We start from the raw sequence: 14,477 nt of genomic DNA on the forward strand, positions 1-14,477 counted from the left end.
AACGCCGTGTGCAGAACCGCACGCCCCTCGGTCACATTGATCTTCTCACCACGGAACATCGCGTCCCGCAGCCCGAACACATCCGTCGCCACGGCGAGTTCCTGGAGCAGGGCGAGGGTCTCGTCCGTGATCAGGTGCTTGGAGTAGTCGATCCGCAGATCGCCGACCTGTACGACATAGCGCTCGGCGCGCGCGGGGTCGGTGGCGAACAGGTCACGCAGGTGCGTGTGGAGCATGCCGTCCGCGCGGTGGTCCTCAAGGGCCACCCACTCGGGACGCCGGGTGAGCTTGGGGGTGTCAGGCATGACGGGAGGTCTCCTTGGTGCCCTCGCCCCGCAGGGCGATGGCGTACATCTCGTCCGCGTCGAGGCGGCGCAGTTCCTCGGCGATGAGTTCGGAAGTGCTGCGCACCTTCAGGGCGAGGGTGCGCGGCGGCTGTCCGGGCAGGGTCAGCGTGGCCAGCGGGCCCTCGGGGCGGTCGATGACGATCTCCCCGGCCGCCGTGCCGAGCCGTACGGCGGTGACCACCGGGCCGGCGGTGACGACCCGCTCGACCGTGACGTCGAGCCGGGCGCCCAGCCAGCGGGCGAGCAGCTCGGCGCTCGGGTTGTCGGCCTCGCTCTCGACGGCGGCCGAGGTCACCTTCGTCCGGGCCTGGTCGAGGGCTGCGGCCAGCATCGAACGCCACGGGGTCAGCCGCGTCCAGGCCAGGTCGGTGTCGCCCGGCGCGTAGGAGGAGACCCGGGCGTCCAGGGCCGCGAGCGGGGCCTCCACGGCGTACATGTCGGTGATGCGGCGCTGGGCGAGGGCGCCCAGCGGGTCCTTGGCGGGCACGCTGGGCGCGTTCACCGGCCACCAGACGACGACGGGCGCGTCGGGCAGCAGCAGTGGCAACACCACGGAGTCGGCGTGGTCGGACACCTCGCCGTAGGTCCGCAGCACGACCGTCTCACCCGTGCCGGCGTCGGCACCCACCCGGATCTCGGCGTCGAGGTGCGAGTTGGTGCGGTCGCGCGGGGTGCGGGCGTGCCGCTTGATGACGACCAGGGTGCGCGAGGGGTGTTCGCGCGAGGCCTCCTCGGCGGCCTTGATCGAGTCGTAGGCGTTCTCCTCGTCCGTGACGATGACCATCGTCAGGACCATGCCCACGGCGGGGGTGCCGATGGCCCGGCGCCCCCGCACGAGCGCCTTGTTGATCTTGCTTGCCGTGGTGTCGGTCAGGTCGATCTTCATGGCCTGCGCCAGCTCCGTCCGTCTCGTGCGAGCATCTCGTCGGCTTCCTTCGGACCCCAGCTGCCCGAGGGGTACTGCGCGGGCTTGCCGTGCGTCTCCCAGTGCTCCTCGATGGGGTCGAGGATCTTCCAGGACTCTTCCACCTCCTGGTGACGGGGGAAGAGATTGGCGTCGCCGAGCAGGACATCCAGGATCAGCCGTTCGTACGCCTCCGGGCTGGACTCGGTGAACGACTCGCCGTAGGCGAAGTCCATCGAGACGTCCCGGATCTCCATGGAGGTACCCGGCACCTTCGAACCGAAGCGGACCGTCATGCCCTCGTCGGGCTGGACGCGGATGACGATCGCGTTCTGGCCCAGCTCCTCGGTGGCCGTCGAGTCGAAGGGGGAGTGGGGTGCCCGCTGGAAGACCACCGCGATCTCGGTGACCCGCCGGCCCAGACGCTTGCCGGTCCGCAGATAGAACGGGACGCCCGCCCAACGGCGGTTGTCGATCTCCACCTTGACGGCCGCGTAGGTGTCGGTCGTCGACCCGGGGTCGATGCCGTCCTCCTGCAGATAGCCGCGTACCCGCTCGCCGCCCTGCCAGGCCGCCGCGTACTGCCCGCGCACGGTGTGCTCGCCCAGGTTCTCCGGGAGCCTGACCGACTTCAGGACCTTCAGCTTCTCCGTCAGCAGCGACTCGACGTCGAAGGCGATGGGCTCCTCCATCGCGGTCAGCGCCATCAGCTGGAGCAGATGGTTCTGGATGACGTCACGGGCCGAGCCGATGCCGTCGTAGTAGCCGGCCCGGCCGCCGATACCGATGTCCTCGGCCATGGTGATCTGCACGTGGTCGACGTACGACCGGTTCCAGATCGGCTCGTACATCTGATTGGCGAAGCGGAGCGCCAGGATGTTCTGGACGGTCTCCTTACCGAGGTAGTGGTCGATACGGAACACCTGCTCCGGGTCGAACACCTCGTGCACGATCGCGTTCAGCTCCCGCGCGCTGGCCAGGTCGTGACCGAACGGCTTCTCGATGATCGCGCGCCGCCAGGAACCCTCCGGCGCGTCCGCCAGCCCGTGCTTCTTCAGCTGCTGGACGACCTTGGGGAAGAACTTCGGCGGTACCGAGAGGTAGAAGGCGTAGTTGCCGCTGGTTCCCCGGGAGGCGTCCAGCTCCTGCACGGCCTCGCTCAGCTGCTTGAACGCGGCGTCGTCGTCGAAGTCGCCCGGGATGAACCGCATGCCCTCGGCGAGCTGCTGCCAGACCTCCTCACGGAACTCCGTCCGCGCGTGCTCGCGCACCGAGTCGTGCACCACCTGCGCGAAGTCCTGGTCCTCCCACTCGCGCCGGGCGAACCCGAGGAGCGAGAAACCCGGCGGCAGCAGACCCCGGTTGGCGAGGTCGTACACGGCCGGCATCAGCTTCTTGCGGGAGAGGTCACCGGTGACACCGAAGATGACGAGACCGGAGGGGCCCGCGATCCGCGGCAGACGGCGGTCGCGCGGGTCGCGCAGCGGGTTGTCCCAGTCGTCCGGGCCGGCCTCGGAGGAGGCACCCGGCGCGGCGGGCGCGGGCTTCACAGCGCGCGGTTCCACGGCCTGGTCACCGGATCCCTCCGGCGTGGCGGCCGCGTCCTGCGGGGCACCGTCGGGAAGTGCTTCACTGTGGGTCATTCCCCCTCGACTCCCTTTCCGCTCAGCGAGACCTTCACCGCGTCGAGCAGATCGCCCCACGCGGCCTCGAACTTGGCGACGCCCTCGTCCTCCAGCTGCTTGACGACCTCGTCGTACGAGATCCCGAGCCGCTCGACGGCCGCGAGGTCGGCGCGCGCCTGGGCGTAGCCGCCGGTCACCGCGTCGCCGTGGATGTCGCCGTGGTCGGCGGTGGCGTCGAGCGTCGCCTCGGGCATGGTGTTGACCGTGCCCGGCGCGACCAGCTCGTCGACGTACAGCGTGTCCTTGTACGCCGGGTCCTTGACGCCGGTCGAGGCCCACAGGGGGCGCTGCTTGTTGGCGCCCGCCGTGGCGAGGGCGGTCCAGCGGGACGCGCCGAACACGTCCTCGTACGCCTCGTACGCGAGACGCGCGTTGGCCAGCGCCGCCCTGCCCTTGAGGGCCAGCGCCCCGTCCGTGCCGATCTTCGCCAGCCGCTTGTCGATCTCACTGTCGACGCGGGAGACGAAGAAGGAGGCGACGGAGTGGACGCCGGCGAGGTCGACGCCGGCGGCGCGGGCCTTCTCCAGCCCGGCCAGGTAGGCGTCCATGACCTGGCGGTAGCGCTCCAGCGAGAAGATCAGCGTGACGTTGACGCTGATACCGAGGCCGACGACCTCGGTGATCGCCGGGAGACCGGCCTCGGTCGCCGGGATCTTGATCATCACGTTCGGGCGGTCCACCAGCCAGGCCAGCTGCTTGGCCTCGGCGACGGTCGCGGTGGTGTGGTGGGCCAGGCGCGGGTCGACCTCGATCGAGACCCGCCCGTCCCGGCCGCCGGTCGCGTCGTACACCGGGCGCAGGATGTCGGCGGCGGCGCGGACGTCCGCCGTGGTCATCATCCGGACGGCCTCGTCGACCGTCACACCGCGCACGGCGAGCTCGGCCAGCTGCTCCTCGTAGCCCTCGCCCGAGCCGATGGCGGCCTGGAAGATGGAGGGGTTGGTGGTGACGCCCACCACGTGCTTGGTCTCGACGAGTTCGGCGAGACTGCCGGACGCGATGCGCCGCCGTGAGAGGTCGTCCAGCCAGATGGAGACGCCTTCGTCGGAGAGGCGCTTCAGGGTTACCGCGGTCGCGGCTGCTTCGGTCACAGTGATCATCTTCCTTGGTGCGATCGGATCAACCGCGGGCGGCGGCGAGGGATTCCCGCGCGGCGGCGGCGATGTTCTCGGCGGTGAAACCGAACTCGGCGAACAGGGTCGTGGCGTCGGCGGAGGCACCGAAGTGCTCCAGCGAGACAATGCGTCCGTGGTCACCGACGTAGCGGTACCAGGTCAGGCCGATGCCCGCCTCGACCGCCACGCGGGCCTTCACGGACGGCGGAAGCACGCTCCGCCGGTACTCGGCCGGCTGCTCCTCGAACCACTCGACGGACGGCATCGACACCACCCGGGTGCCGACCCCCTCGGCCTCCAGCAGCTCGCGCGCCTCCACCGCGAGGTGCACCTCGGAACCGGTGGCGACCAGAACCACGTCGGGCGTCCCGGTGGACGCCTCACGCAGCACGTAACCGCCCTTCGCGGCCCCGGCGTTGACCTCGTAGGTGGGCACGCCCTGACGGGTGAGCGCCAGACCGTGCGGGGCCGGGTTCGTGGCGTGCCGACGGAGGATCTCGGCCCAGGCGACCGTCGTCTCGTTGGCGTCGGCCGGGCGCACGATGTTCAGACCCGGGATCGCGCGCAGCGAGGCGAGGTGTTCGACCGGCTGGTGGGTGGGGCCGTCCTCGCCGAGCCCGATCGAGTCGTGGGTCCAGACGTAGGTGACGGGGAGCTGCATCAGCGCGGACAGCCGGACGGCGTTGCGCATGTAGTCGGAGAAGACCAGGAAGGTGCCGCCGTAGATGCGGGTGTTGCCGTGCAGCGCGATGCCGTTCATCTCCGCGGCCATCGAGTGCTCACGGATACCGAAGTGGACGGTACGGCCGTACGGGTCGGCCTCCGGCAGCGGATTGCCCACCGGCAGGAAGGAGGAGGTCTTGTCGATGGTGGTGTTGTTCGAGCCCGCCAGGTCGGCCGAGCCGCCCCACAGCTCGGGGAGCACACCACCGAGCGCCTGCAGGACCTCGCCGGACGCGGCACGGGTCGCGACGGAGGCACCGGGCTCGAACACCGGCAGCGCGGCCTCCCAGCCCTCGGGGAGCTGGCCGGCGACGACGCGGTCGAAGAGCTTCGCGCGCTCGGGCTGCGCGGTGCGCCACTCCGCGATCCGCTTGTCCCAGACGGCGTGCGCCTCGGCACCCCGGTCGAGGGCGGCCCGTGTGTGCGCCAGCACATCGGCGTCGACCTGGAAGGACCGTTCGGGGTCGAAGCCCAGCAGCCGCTTGGTGGCGGCGATCTCGTCGGCGCCGAGCGCGGAGCCGTGGGACGCCTCGGTGTTCCGCGCGTTCGGGGCCGGCCACGCGATGATCGTGCGCATCGCGATGATCGAGGGACGCCCGGTCTCGGCCCGCGCCGTCCGCAGCGCCGTGTGGAGCGCGTGGACGTCGATGTCGCCGTCCGCGGTGGGCTCGATCCGCTGCACGTGCCAGCCGTACGCCTCGTAGCGGCCCAGGACGTCCTCGGAGAAGGCCGTCGCGGTGTCGCCCTCGATGGAGATGTGGTTGTCGTCGTAGAGGAAGACGAGGTTGCCGAGCTTCTGGTGGCCCGCGAGCGAGGATGCCTCGGCGGAGATGCCCTCCTCCAGGTCGCCGTCCGAGACGATCGCCCAGATGGTGTGGTCGAAGGGGGACTCGCCCTGAGGGGTCTCGGGGTCGAACAGACCGCGCTCGTAGCGGGCGGCCATCGCCATGCCCACGGCGTTGGCGACACCCTGGCCGAGCGGACCGGTCGTCGTCTCGACCCCCGCGGTGTGCCCGTACTCCGGGTGGCCCGGCGTCTTCGAGCCGTGGGTCCGGAACGCCTTGAGGTCGTCCAGTTCCAGTTCGTAACCGGACAGGAAGAGCTGGGTGTAAAGGGTCAGCGAGGTGTGGCCCGGAGAGAGGACGAAGCGGTCGCGGCCGGTCCACTCCGGGTCGGCGGGGTCGTGCCTCATCACCTTCTGAAAGATCGTGTACGCGGCCGGGGCCAGGCTCATCGCGGTGCCGGGGTGGCCGTTACCGACCTGCTGCACGGCGTCCGCCGCCAGAAGACGAGCGGTGTCGACGGCACGCCGGTCGAGTTCGGTCCACTCGAGACCGTCCGGGGAACGGTCCGGTGTCTGGGTGCTCTGCTGCGTGCTCATCTTCAAGAAGTCCTCGTGGGAAGCGTCTCAACTGCTCGGACGCGTTCAAACTTAAAAGTCTGACTTTTGCCGGGAAAGGTGCCCCTGTGTCAGCCTTCGGTGAAAGTGGGACACGCAGTGCCGCACCGAGACGACGCGAGAAGGACATGGCGGACAGAACCACCCAAGGCGGTGCCGGGAGCGAAGAGGCCCAGGACGGGATCAGGACCTTCCCCTTCCCCACCGACCTGAGCCTCTCCGGCGTCGGCATGCAGATCGGCGGGATGGGGACGGGCCACACCTGGCACGTGGACGCGCCCCTGGAGCGCGTGCACCGCATCGACTTCCACGTCGTGATGCTGTTCCACGAGGGCCCGGTCCGACACATGATCGACTTCGCCGAGTACGAGGTCGCCGCGGGCGACATCCTGTGGATCCGCCCCGGCCAGGTGCACCGCTTCTCCCGTACCGACCGCTATCGCGGCACCGTCCTGACCATGCAGCCCGGCTTCCTGCCGAGGGCGACCGTCGAGGCGACCGGCCTCTACCGCTACGACCTGCCCCCCATGCTGCGCCCCGACCCCGAGCGGCTCGCCGCCCTGGAGCACGCGCTGGCCCAGCTGGAGCGCGAGTACGTCGACACGACCACGCTGCCGCTCAGCCTGCACACCGCGGTGCTGCGGCACTCCCTCACCGCGTTCCTGCTCCGCCTCTCCCACCTCGCGGCCAGCTCCGCCGAGGCCGACCGCGAACGCACCGACACCACCTTCACCCGCTTCCGGGACGCGGTCGAGAAGGGCTTCGCCACCAACCACAGCGTCAGCGCGTACGCCGACGCCCTCGGCTACTCCCGCCGCACCCTGGTGCGCGCGGTGCGCACCGCCACCGGACAGACGCCGAAGGGCTTCATCGACAAGCGGGTGATCCTGGAGGCCAAGCGACTGCTGGCGCACACCGGGATGCCCATCGGCCGCATCGGCGTCGCCGTGGGCTTCCCGGACTCCGCGAACTTCTCGAAGTTCTTCCACCAGCACACGGGGACGACCCCGGTGGTGTTCCGGGCGGAGCTGAGCTGAGCCGACCGAGGGGGCGGGCCGTGCGGCCCGCCCCCTCGGCACCGGTTCACCGTGCGCGGATCGTCTCCGCTGTCAGTGGCCGAAGTCGAACCAGTTGACGTTCACGAAGTCGGCGGGCTGGCCGCTGGTGAAGGTCAGGTAGACGTCGTGGGTGCCGGTGACGCCGGTGATGTTGGCCGGGACCGTCCGCCAGCTCTGCCAGCCACCGGTGTCACCCACCGCGAAGCTGCCGACGGGCGTGCTCGTGCGGCTGTCGAGGCGCACCTCGACCAGGCCGCTGACGCCGCTCGCCGCACCGCTCGCGACCCGGGCGTAGAACTGCCTGGCCGCCGAGGAGCCGAAGTTGACGCCCTTGTAGAGCGCCCAGTCGCCGTTCGCCACCGAGCCGATGTCCTGGCCGCCGCCGGTGTCCGTGGTGGTCTCCGCGATGGTGCCGGACTGGCTGTCGTACGACTCGGCCTGGATGGCGCTGTAGGCGTCGCGGTTGCCGGTCGGGGGCGGCGTGGTACCGCTCCCACCGGCCTGCAGCACCTGGACGTAGTCCACCACCAGCGGGTGACCCGGCACCGTGCCGCCGTCGGGACCGCCGCCGAACGCGCCCGGGAAGCCGCCGCCCATCGCCACGTTCAGGATGACGAAGTAGCCGTGGTTGGTGGCGTTGGCCCAGGTCGCCGCGTCCACCTGGTTCGCCTTCACCGTGTGGAAGTTGACACCGTCGAGGTAGAAACGGATCTCCTCGGGGCTCGTCGACCTGTCCCACTCCATCGCGTACGTGTGGAAACCGGCCTGGCAGGTCGTGCCCGCGCAGGGGGTGTTGCCGCCGATGCCGCTCGTCTCGTTGCACGGGCCGCCCGGATTGGTGCCGCAGTGCATAGTGGCCCACTCGGTGTTGAGGCCCTGGACGTTCTCCATGATGTCCAGCTCGCCGACGCTCGGCCAGTTCTGGTAGTTGCCGCGATAGGGCGCGCCCAGCGCCCAGAAGGCGGGCCAGTATCCCTTGGCGGCGGCGCCGGTCACGTTCGGCATCTGGAGCCGCGACTCGACGCGCAGTTTGCCGCCGGCCGGCGGCTGGAAGTCGGTGCGGGTGGTCTCGATGCGGCCCGAGGTCCAGTTGCCCGCGGCGTCGCGGCGCGGGGTGATCAGCAGGTTGCCGTTGCCGTCCAGGGCGACGTTGCTGGTGCTGGAGGTCATCGTCTCGACCTCGCCGGTGCCCCAGTTGGCGGCGCCGCCGGGATAGCTGGTCCCGGTGTCGTACTGCCAGTTGGAAGTGTTGACGCCGGTTCCGGCCGCTCCGTTGAAGTCGTCGACGAAGACCTGGGACCAGCCGGAGGGGGGAGTGGGCGCGGACGCGTTCGCGGGGAGGGTGGCGGCCGCGGCGGCGGCCGCCACCAGGCTCAGGGTGCCGAGGACGGCCACCAGGCTGCGCCGCAGGGGGCCGCGTCTTGCGAGGGTGCCGGAGGGTTCACGCATGGGTGCCTCTCAGGTACGGGGTGGGGGTGCGCGGGTGCTGCCGACGCACTCTGAGAGCGCTCTCAGAGTGCGTCGGCCAATGTGCTCCCCGCCACTCGCACCGTCAAGAGGTAAAACCGAGAAACTCCTTGTGCCACAAGGGAGTTCACGCCATGAAGGGGGGATTACGGGACATCGTTCAGAAGGCCCTCCCCGCCTTCGGGCCCGACCGGGACGGTTTTCAGCCGTCGAGGTCGCTGAGGTGGCTGAGGCCGTTGGACGCATCGACGGTCCGTCCGCCCGGGTTGGTCACGGCCGCCACCTCACCGAGCCCGACGGCCGAGGACTCCCTCCGGGTCCCTCTGGCGAGCGCCCCCGCGTCCCGGCCGCGTACGGCGGGGTTCTCACGGGTGCGGGGGTGATCAGGCGCCGGTCTTCGACTCCGGGCCCGGGGCAGCCCCGTACGGCCGTCCCGCGGGCCCGAACTCGGCCCGCGCCGGGCCGGCCGACCCCGTCCCCGTGCGGGCCGGCGGCTCCGGCCGGGGCTGCCATCCCAGCGCCCGCGAGATCCCGCGCGCCGCCAGCCGGACCGCCGGAACCAGGGCCGGTATCTGCCGGTCGTGCCAGGGGACCACGACCGACACCGCCGCGACCACCGCCCCGCCCGTCCCGCGCACCGGAGCGGCGACGGACACGGCGTCGTCGGTGACCTGACGGCTGCTCACCGCCACGCCGGTACGGCGCACCTCGGCGAGCTCACGGCGCAACCGTGCCCCGTCGGTGATCGTGTGCGGGGTGAACGCGGTCAACGGACCACGGCAGTAAGCCTCCTGGAACCCCGGATCGCCGTGCGCGAGCAGCGCGAGGCCGACGCCCGTCGCGTGCAGCGGCCAGCGGGCGCCGACCTGGATGCGGACGCCCACCGCGGAGCGTCCGGAGAGCCACTCGATGTACACGACCTCAGGGCCGTCTCGGACCGCCATCTGCACGTTCTCGTGCGTGGCCTCGTACAGGTCCTCCAGGTACGGCAGCGCGGCCTGCCGCAGCGCGAGGCCGCGGGGAGCCAGGGTCGCGATCTCCCACAGGCGCAGCCCCACGTGGTAGGCGCCGTCCTCGTCCCGTTCCAGCGCGCCCCACGCACTGAGCGCGCCCACCAGCCGGTGCGCGGTGGTGAGGGTGAGCCCGGCCCGCCGGCTGATGTCCGTGAGGCACAGCGCCGGGTGCTCGTGGTCGAAGGCGGCGAGCACGGCGAGCAGCCGGTCGGGCGCCGAGAGCGGGCTCGTGCGCCCGGTCCGGGTTCCGCGATCCGTCGCCGGGGAGCGAGCGGGGTGGTCCGCTCGGCCTGGGCCGGCGGGCGGGAGCGGATCACCGGTCACACGGGGACCCGCATCCTCGGTGGCACGCTACGGCCTGTGATGGCGGGCTCCCTGGGCCGGGCCCCGGGCGGGGGCGGATCGTCCGTACTGCGCACAGCATGCCGCGCCGGCGGGTCGGCAACAATGACGGGCGCACGTAATGGTTGCCCCCGTCCGTGCCGCGCCTGCCCACCCCGGCGGTTCACCCCCGCAGCCCCCACTGGTCGTCGCCCACCACGAGCGTGGCCACAAAGCTCCTGGGGCCTGCCGTACTCCCGGGGCCCGCCGTCCGGATCACGTGGCGGACGCGGGGCCTCAGCGCCCGCCCACCACATCGACGAAGACGGGGTTCGTGTAGAACCAGGTGTCGACCCAGGGATCACCGTCTCCGGGCACGTGCGGTATCGGGCCGTGCGGGTCGACCGAGGCGCCGAGGTAGCCCACGCCGTGGCGGTTGCCGTCGCTGCCGCGCAGCCGGACGTAGAAGGACTCGTCACCGGCGACCAGCGGAACGCGCAGGGTGTAGGTCCCCTTGCGGCCGTCCACGTCCAGCGTCCGTACCACTCCGGTGTCCGGCGCCCGCCAGTCGTCGCGGTCGGCCGCCGGGCCGCGCACCGCGCCGCGGATGACGTCGACGTGGGCCAACTTCGGCAGGATGTCGTGGGGGTTGGGGCGCGAGGCGGTGGTCACGGTGACCGCCAGGGTGAGCTTCTCGCCCGCGCGGGCGCGCAGCCGGCCGCCCGTCGTCACGCCGTGTCCGTGATCGCGGTCCCGCTTCAGCCGGACGTCGAGGCCGTCCAGGAGATGGCCGTGGTCGAGCCAGACCCGGCCCGCGCGCAGTCCGGCCATCACGGCGCGGTGGTCGTAGCGGGTCACGCCCACGTGGGTGCGGCTGAACTGGCCGGGCCAGAAGTCGCCGCCCGGCTGCGGGGTATGGGTGTCGACGGGGTCCGGGAGGCGCCCGGTGTTGTCGAAGTTCCGCCCGGGTGCCCAGTCGCCGTTCCTCCAGGTGTCGAAGACGACGCGGTGCACGTCGGAGTTGGTGGTGATCGTGAAGAGCCTGCCCTCGGCGAGCATCGCGTCCCACATGCCGCCCACGGTCGCGGTCATCCAGTCGAAACCGCCGTACAGGACGTAGGCGTCCTCGGCGTAACCCGGCCAGGAGCTCCCGGACGGCTTGTTGGTGTACTCGCCGCGCTGCTGCCCCGAGCCGACCCAGCCCGGGATGCCGCCGCCCTGGGCGCCCGGCGCGCCCTCCATACCGATCATGACCTCGGGTGCCGCGTCCCGCCAGCCGCGCATCTCGTGCGGGGAGTCGATGCCCAGGCGCAGCGGGTGGTTGGCCAGGACGAGTACGTCGTCGACGTATCCGGTGCGGCGCTGCTCGGCGAGCCACCGGATGGCCTCGACCGCGTGTGCCTCGTTGCGCGCCGTGTCCGGATGGGAGGCGGCGCCTTCGGTGTAGCCCAGCAGCTTGCCGTCGTAGGCGAGTTCGAAGCGGGTGAGCAGGTCCGTCTCGTGCGGCCCCGGCGCCGCGAAGACGGTGGCGTGCTCGGCGGCCGGGATGTACCACTCCAGCCCCTGGAAGATCAGCTGGCGCGGGTTCTCGGCGCGGGCCCGGAGGATCTCCTGGTGCTGCGACTGCGCGCCGAAGGCGGCGTGCCCGAAGTTGGCGTGCTCGTTGAAGACCATCCAGTCCAGGCCGTACCGGGCCCCTGCGCGGGCGAGCTGGGAGAACGTGTACTTCGCGTCGTGGCTGTACACGGAGTGGACGTGGTGGTCGCCGACGAGGTAGGCGAGGCACGGGTCGTCGCCGCCGAGGTCCCGGCCCCGGGCGGCGGCCGGGGCGGCCAGCGGCCCTGCCGCCAACGCGGCGCCGAACAGACCCGCCCGGCACAGGAGTCGGCGTCTGGAGACACCTTGCGGGTCGAGGCGGGCGGGGGAAACGGACGGGTCGGCCCAGGCAGGCGGGCGCTGTTCGGTCATGGCCGGGTGGCTCCCTCGGTCAGTGGTTCATGAACGACGTGACGGGAAGGGCGCGTTCGACGATGCGTACGTCGCCGAGCAGGCCGTGCAGGATCTGGTCGATCTTCCCGGCGTACTCGTAGCCGCCGAGCAGCCAGGGCAGCCCGAGCGAGGCGAGTCCGACGGCGGAGGTGTGCGGATTGCGCGCCACCGGGCAGCCCTCGACGTACATCGTGGTGTGCCGGCCGTCGTTGACGACGGCGACGTGCCACCACCGCTCGCGTGCCGTCTCGTCGCCCCAGTTGGTGACGATGCCCTGCTGGTCGAGCGGCCGCGCCGCCCACTGCGGACCCGGCCCGTCGGACAGCGAGAGCGTGGCGAGGGGCTCGTCGGGGTCGTCGGCGGTCTTGCCCGCGTCGCCGCCCGTCCCGGTGCGGCTGACCAGCGCGGCCCACGCGTGGTGGGAGGCGTCCCAGTCGGCGGGGAGCCGGTAGAAGGCCTCGATGGTGTAACCGCGTTCGAGGACGGCGGAGTTGAGGGGAGCGCCGTCGACCGTGCGCAGATAGGCGCCGGCCAGTGGTGGCCTGCCGCCCTGGAAGGCGAGGCTGCCGTGTCCCGGCTGGTCGGGGTGGTGCGCGGACGACCAGGTGAGCGCGCCGCCGCCGACCGGGACCACGGACAGGTCGTTGCCGTGCCCGGACAGGTCACGGACGGTCCCCTCGACCGCCGTGCCGTCCGTGCGTCCGTCGAAGCGCCAGTACGCGACCGTACCCCGGACGAGCATCCGCGCGGCGGGCCGGGACGGGCGCGACGGCACCGGTGCGAAGCCCGCGAACCGCTGCTCGAAGTCGACGGCGACCGAGAACCGGTCGGCGTCGCCGCTGAGTTCGATCTCCTGCCGCTCCAGCTCGTTGAGCCCCTCGGCGGCCCGGCCCAGGATCCACGGCGAGATCGTCTCGACGTCGATGGTGTTCCGGTCGAGGTCGAAGCGGTAGAGACGGATCATCGCCGCCCCGCCGTAGTAACGGTTCTGATAGTTGGTCAGATGCAGGTGCACGTCGTGTCCGGCCGCGTTCGTGCGGGTGGCGCGGGCGGCGGGCCAGTAGTGCCCGTTCAGGGTCAGGAAGATCTGGTCCTGGTCGTGGACCAGTTCGTCCCAGAGCTGCCCGCCGTACGAGGAGAGGGTGTCGTCCTCGACGACGAGTTCGTGGGTGGTGAGGATGACGGGGGTCCTCGGGTGCCGGGCGATGACGTCCTTCGCCCACGCGTACCCCCGCGCCGACAACCGCCAGTCCAGGGCGAGGACGAGCCACTCGCGGCCCCCCGCCTCGAAGACGTGGAAGGTGTTGTAGCCGTCCGGGGACGCGCCGCCGAACGTGTGGCTCGCGCGGAAACGCCGTGGTCCGAAGGCCGTCAGATACGGGGTGGAGCCGCGCTGGTCGTCGGTGGAGGACCCGACGTCGTGGTTGCCCGCGAGCACGCTGTAGCCCACACCGTGCCGGTCGAGCAGCTCGAACGCCTTGCCCGCCGCGTCGAACTCGGCCTGCGCGCCGTGCTCGGTGAGGTCGCCCAGGTGCGTGAGGAAGACGATGTTCTCGTCCTTCCCGTGCTCCAGCAGGTAGCGCAACGAGGCCTCGACCGGCGCGGGGTTGATGCGCGGCCCGTCGAAGAGGTACTGGGTGTCGGGCATGACGGCGAGGGTGAAGCGCCGGCTGTCCGGGTCGGGCCGATGGCCCGTCCCCGCCGAGGCGGTCGCGGCGCGGGCGGTGGCCGCCGGCAGGGTGGCGGCCGCGGTCGCGGCGCCGAGCAGAGCCGTGGCCCGCAGGAAGCCGCGTCTGCCGGCATCGGCGTGCTCGGTCGGTGTCGCGTCATGCGAAGTGCACACGTCTGCTCCATCGGGAAGAAGGTGGGCCGGGAGTGAGGTTGGAGCGGTGCGGCGTCCACGGTCGGCGCCGGGCGCGGACCCGGACGAGCCGAGGGTGCGGACGTCGGGCCCGCGGGCGGCCGCGCCGAGGCCGGGGCGGGCGGTGTCGAGCCCCCCGGCCCGCCGGCGCGGGGGCCGTGCCGGCCGGTCCTCCGTCGTTCACGCGTCGAAGAATGCCGTGGTCCCAGGGCCCCCGGATGAAACCGCACTGAAGCCCCGGGGTGGAGTCGATGGCCTCCCGGTGGTCGCCGAGCGTGCCCTCGCCGTCGTCGACGACGTGCGAGTGCTCGCGATGACCGGGGTGTGCCGCGAGCGGCGATCAGGGCCGTGCGCGCATCGCGACAATCCTGCAGGAGTCAGGCATGGTTGATCACCGAAGTGCGTGAACGCGACGAGTATCGTTCGCACGTCGACCGGATCTTCCCCGGCACCAGCGGGATCTGCGCGGGCGGACAGGTCATGGACACCACCGTGATCGAGGAACCGGTCGAGCGCGCCGTGATCCGGACCGGTGACGGACACGGTCCTCGTCGGAAGAAGCGGGCGTGCACGTGGTCCTGACAGGAAAGGCGGA

10 protein-coding genes and 1 pseudogene are annotated in these 14,477 nt (G+C 71.5%); 2 read left to right on the plus strand and 9 right to left on the minus strand.

Features of this window, described 5'->3' with window-relative positions:
* The 5 genes and pseudogenes from ACFVTC_RS40775 to tkt form a co-directional block, all read right to left on the minus strand.
* Positions 1-305 (minus strand): annotated as a pseudogene (locus tag ACFVTC_RS40775) (glucose-6-phosphate isomerase); the annotation flags it as partial.
* Positions 298-1,233, minus strand: coding sequence for a glucose-6-phosphate dehydrogenase assembly protein OpcA (opcA, locus tag ACFVTC_RS40780; RefSeq protein ID WP_390134621.1), 936 nt, complete (start codon positions 1,231-1,233; stop codon positions 298-300). The gene opcA and the pseudogene ACFVTC_RS40775, both read right to left, overlap by 8 nt.
* Positions 1,230-2,894, minus strand: a complete 1,665-nt coding sequence (zwf, locus tag ACFVTC_RS40785; RefSeq protein ID WP_390134623.1) for a glucose-6-phosphate dehydrogenase — start codon at positions 2,892-2,894, stop codon at positions 1,230-1,232. The genes opcA and zwf overlap by 4 nt, the downstream gene beginning before the upstream one ends.
* Entirely contained in the window at positions 2,891-4,036 is a 1,146-nt protein-coding gene (gene tal / locus ACFVTC_RS40790; RefSeq protein ID WP_390134625.1) for a transaldolase, read from the minus strand. The genes zwf and tal overlap by 4 nt, the downstream gene beginning before the upstream one ends.
* Before the next feature lie 19 nt (positions 4,037-4,055).
* Positions 4,056-6,155: a transketolase gene (gene tkt, locus ACFVTC_RS40795; protein ID WP_390134627.1), complete on the minus strand. Its 2,100-nt coding sequence runs from the start codon at positions 6,153-6,155 to the stop codon at positions 4,056-4,058.
* A 146-nt stretch (positions 6,156-6,301) separates the two neighbouring features.
* Here tkt and ACFVTC_RS40800 point away from each other — a divergent pair, with 146 nt between their 5' ends.
* A complete protein-coding gene (locus ACFVTC_RS40800; protein ID WP_390134630.1) occupies positions 6,302-7,210 on the plus strand; it encodes a helix-turn-helix domain-containing protein in 909 nt (302 codons plus the stop codon).
* Between the two features lie 72 nt (positions 7,211-7,282).
* On the opposite strand, the gene ACFVTC_RS40805 is transcribed toward ACFVTC_RS40800, so the two are convergent.
* From ACFVTC_RS40805 to ACFVTC_RS40820, 4 genes are all read right to left on the minus strand, one after another.
* Positions 7,283-8,680, minus strand: a complete 1,398-nt coding sequence (locus ACFVTC_RS40805) for a glycoside hydrolase family 16 protein (RefSeq protein ID WP_390134632.1) — start codon at positions 8,678-8,680, stop codon at positions 7,283-7,285.
* Between the two features lie 401 nt (positions 8,681-9,081).
* On the minus strand, positions 9,082-9,915 hold the full coding sequence (locus ACFVTC_RS40810) for an IclR family transcriptional regulator (protein WP_390134710.1): 834 nt from the start codon (positions 9,913-9,915) through the stop codon (positions 9,082-9,084).
* A gap of 414 nt (positions 9,916-10,329) precedes the next feature.
* Positions 10,330-12,000, minus strand: coding sequence for a histidinol-phosphatase (locus tag ACFVTC_RS40815; protein WP_390134634.1), 1,671 nt, complete (start codon positions 11,998-12,000; stop codon positions 10,330-10,332).
* Between the two features lie 19 nt (positions 12,001-12,019).
* The gene (locus ACFVTC_RS40820) at positions 12,020-13,864 is read right to left on the minus strand and encodes a LamG-like jellyroll fold domain-containing protein (protein ID WP_390134635.1); all 1,845 of its coding nucleotides are present in this window, start codon (positions 13,862-13,864) and stop codon (positions 12,020-12,022) included.
* A 405-nt stretch (positions 13,865-14,269) separates the two neighbouring features.
* Between ACFVTC_RS40820 and ACFVTC_RS40825 the strand changes: the two genes are divergently transcribed.
* On the plus strand, positions 14,270-14,464 hold the full coding sequence (locus ACFVTC_RS40825; RefSeq protein ID WP_390134637.1) for a hypothetical protein: 195 nt from the start codon (positions 14,270-14,272) through the stop codon (positions 14,462-14,464).
* Positions 14,465-14,477: the final 13 nt, after the last annotated feature.

This window comes from Streptomyces sp. NPDC057950, from assembly GCF_042887295.1.
GTDB classification, from domain to species: domain Bacteria; phylum Actinomycetota; class Actinomycetes; order Streptomycetales; family Streptomycetaceae; genus Streptomyces; species Streptomyces kaempferi.

Bases quoted from the DNA above. Each gene is read 5' to 3' on its own strand.
- ACFVTC_RS40815 (WP_390134634.1), bottom strand. From the start codon at position 12,000: ATGACCGAACAGCGCCCGCCTGCCTGGGCCGACCCGTCCGTTTCCCCC.
- ACFVTC_RS40805 (WP_390134632.1), bottom strand. From the start codon at position 8,680: ATGCGTGAACCCTCCGGCACCCTCGCAAGACGCGGCCCCCTGCGGCGC.
- ACFVTC_RS40800 (WP_390134630.1), top strand. From the start codon at position 6,302: ATGGCGGACAGAACCACCCAAGGCGGTGCCGGGAGCGAAGAGGCCCAG.
- tal (WP_390134625.1), bottom strand. From the start codon at position 4,036: ATGATCACTGTGACCGAAGCAGCCGCGACCGCGGTAACCCTGAAGCGC.
- tkt (WP_390134627.1), bottom strand. From the start codon at position 6,155: ATGAGCACGCAGCAGAGCACCCAGACACCGGACCGTTCCCCGGACGGT.
- zwf (WP_390134623.1), bottom strand. From the start codon at position 2,894: ATGACCCACAGTGAAGCACTTCCCGACGGTGCCCCGCAGGACGCGGCC.
- opcA (WP_390134621.1), bottom strand. From the start codon at position 1,233: ATGAAGATCGACCTGACCGACACCACGGCAAGCAAGATCAACAAGGCG.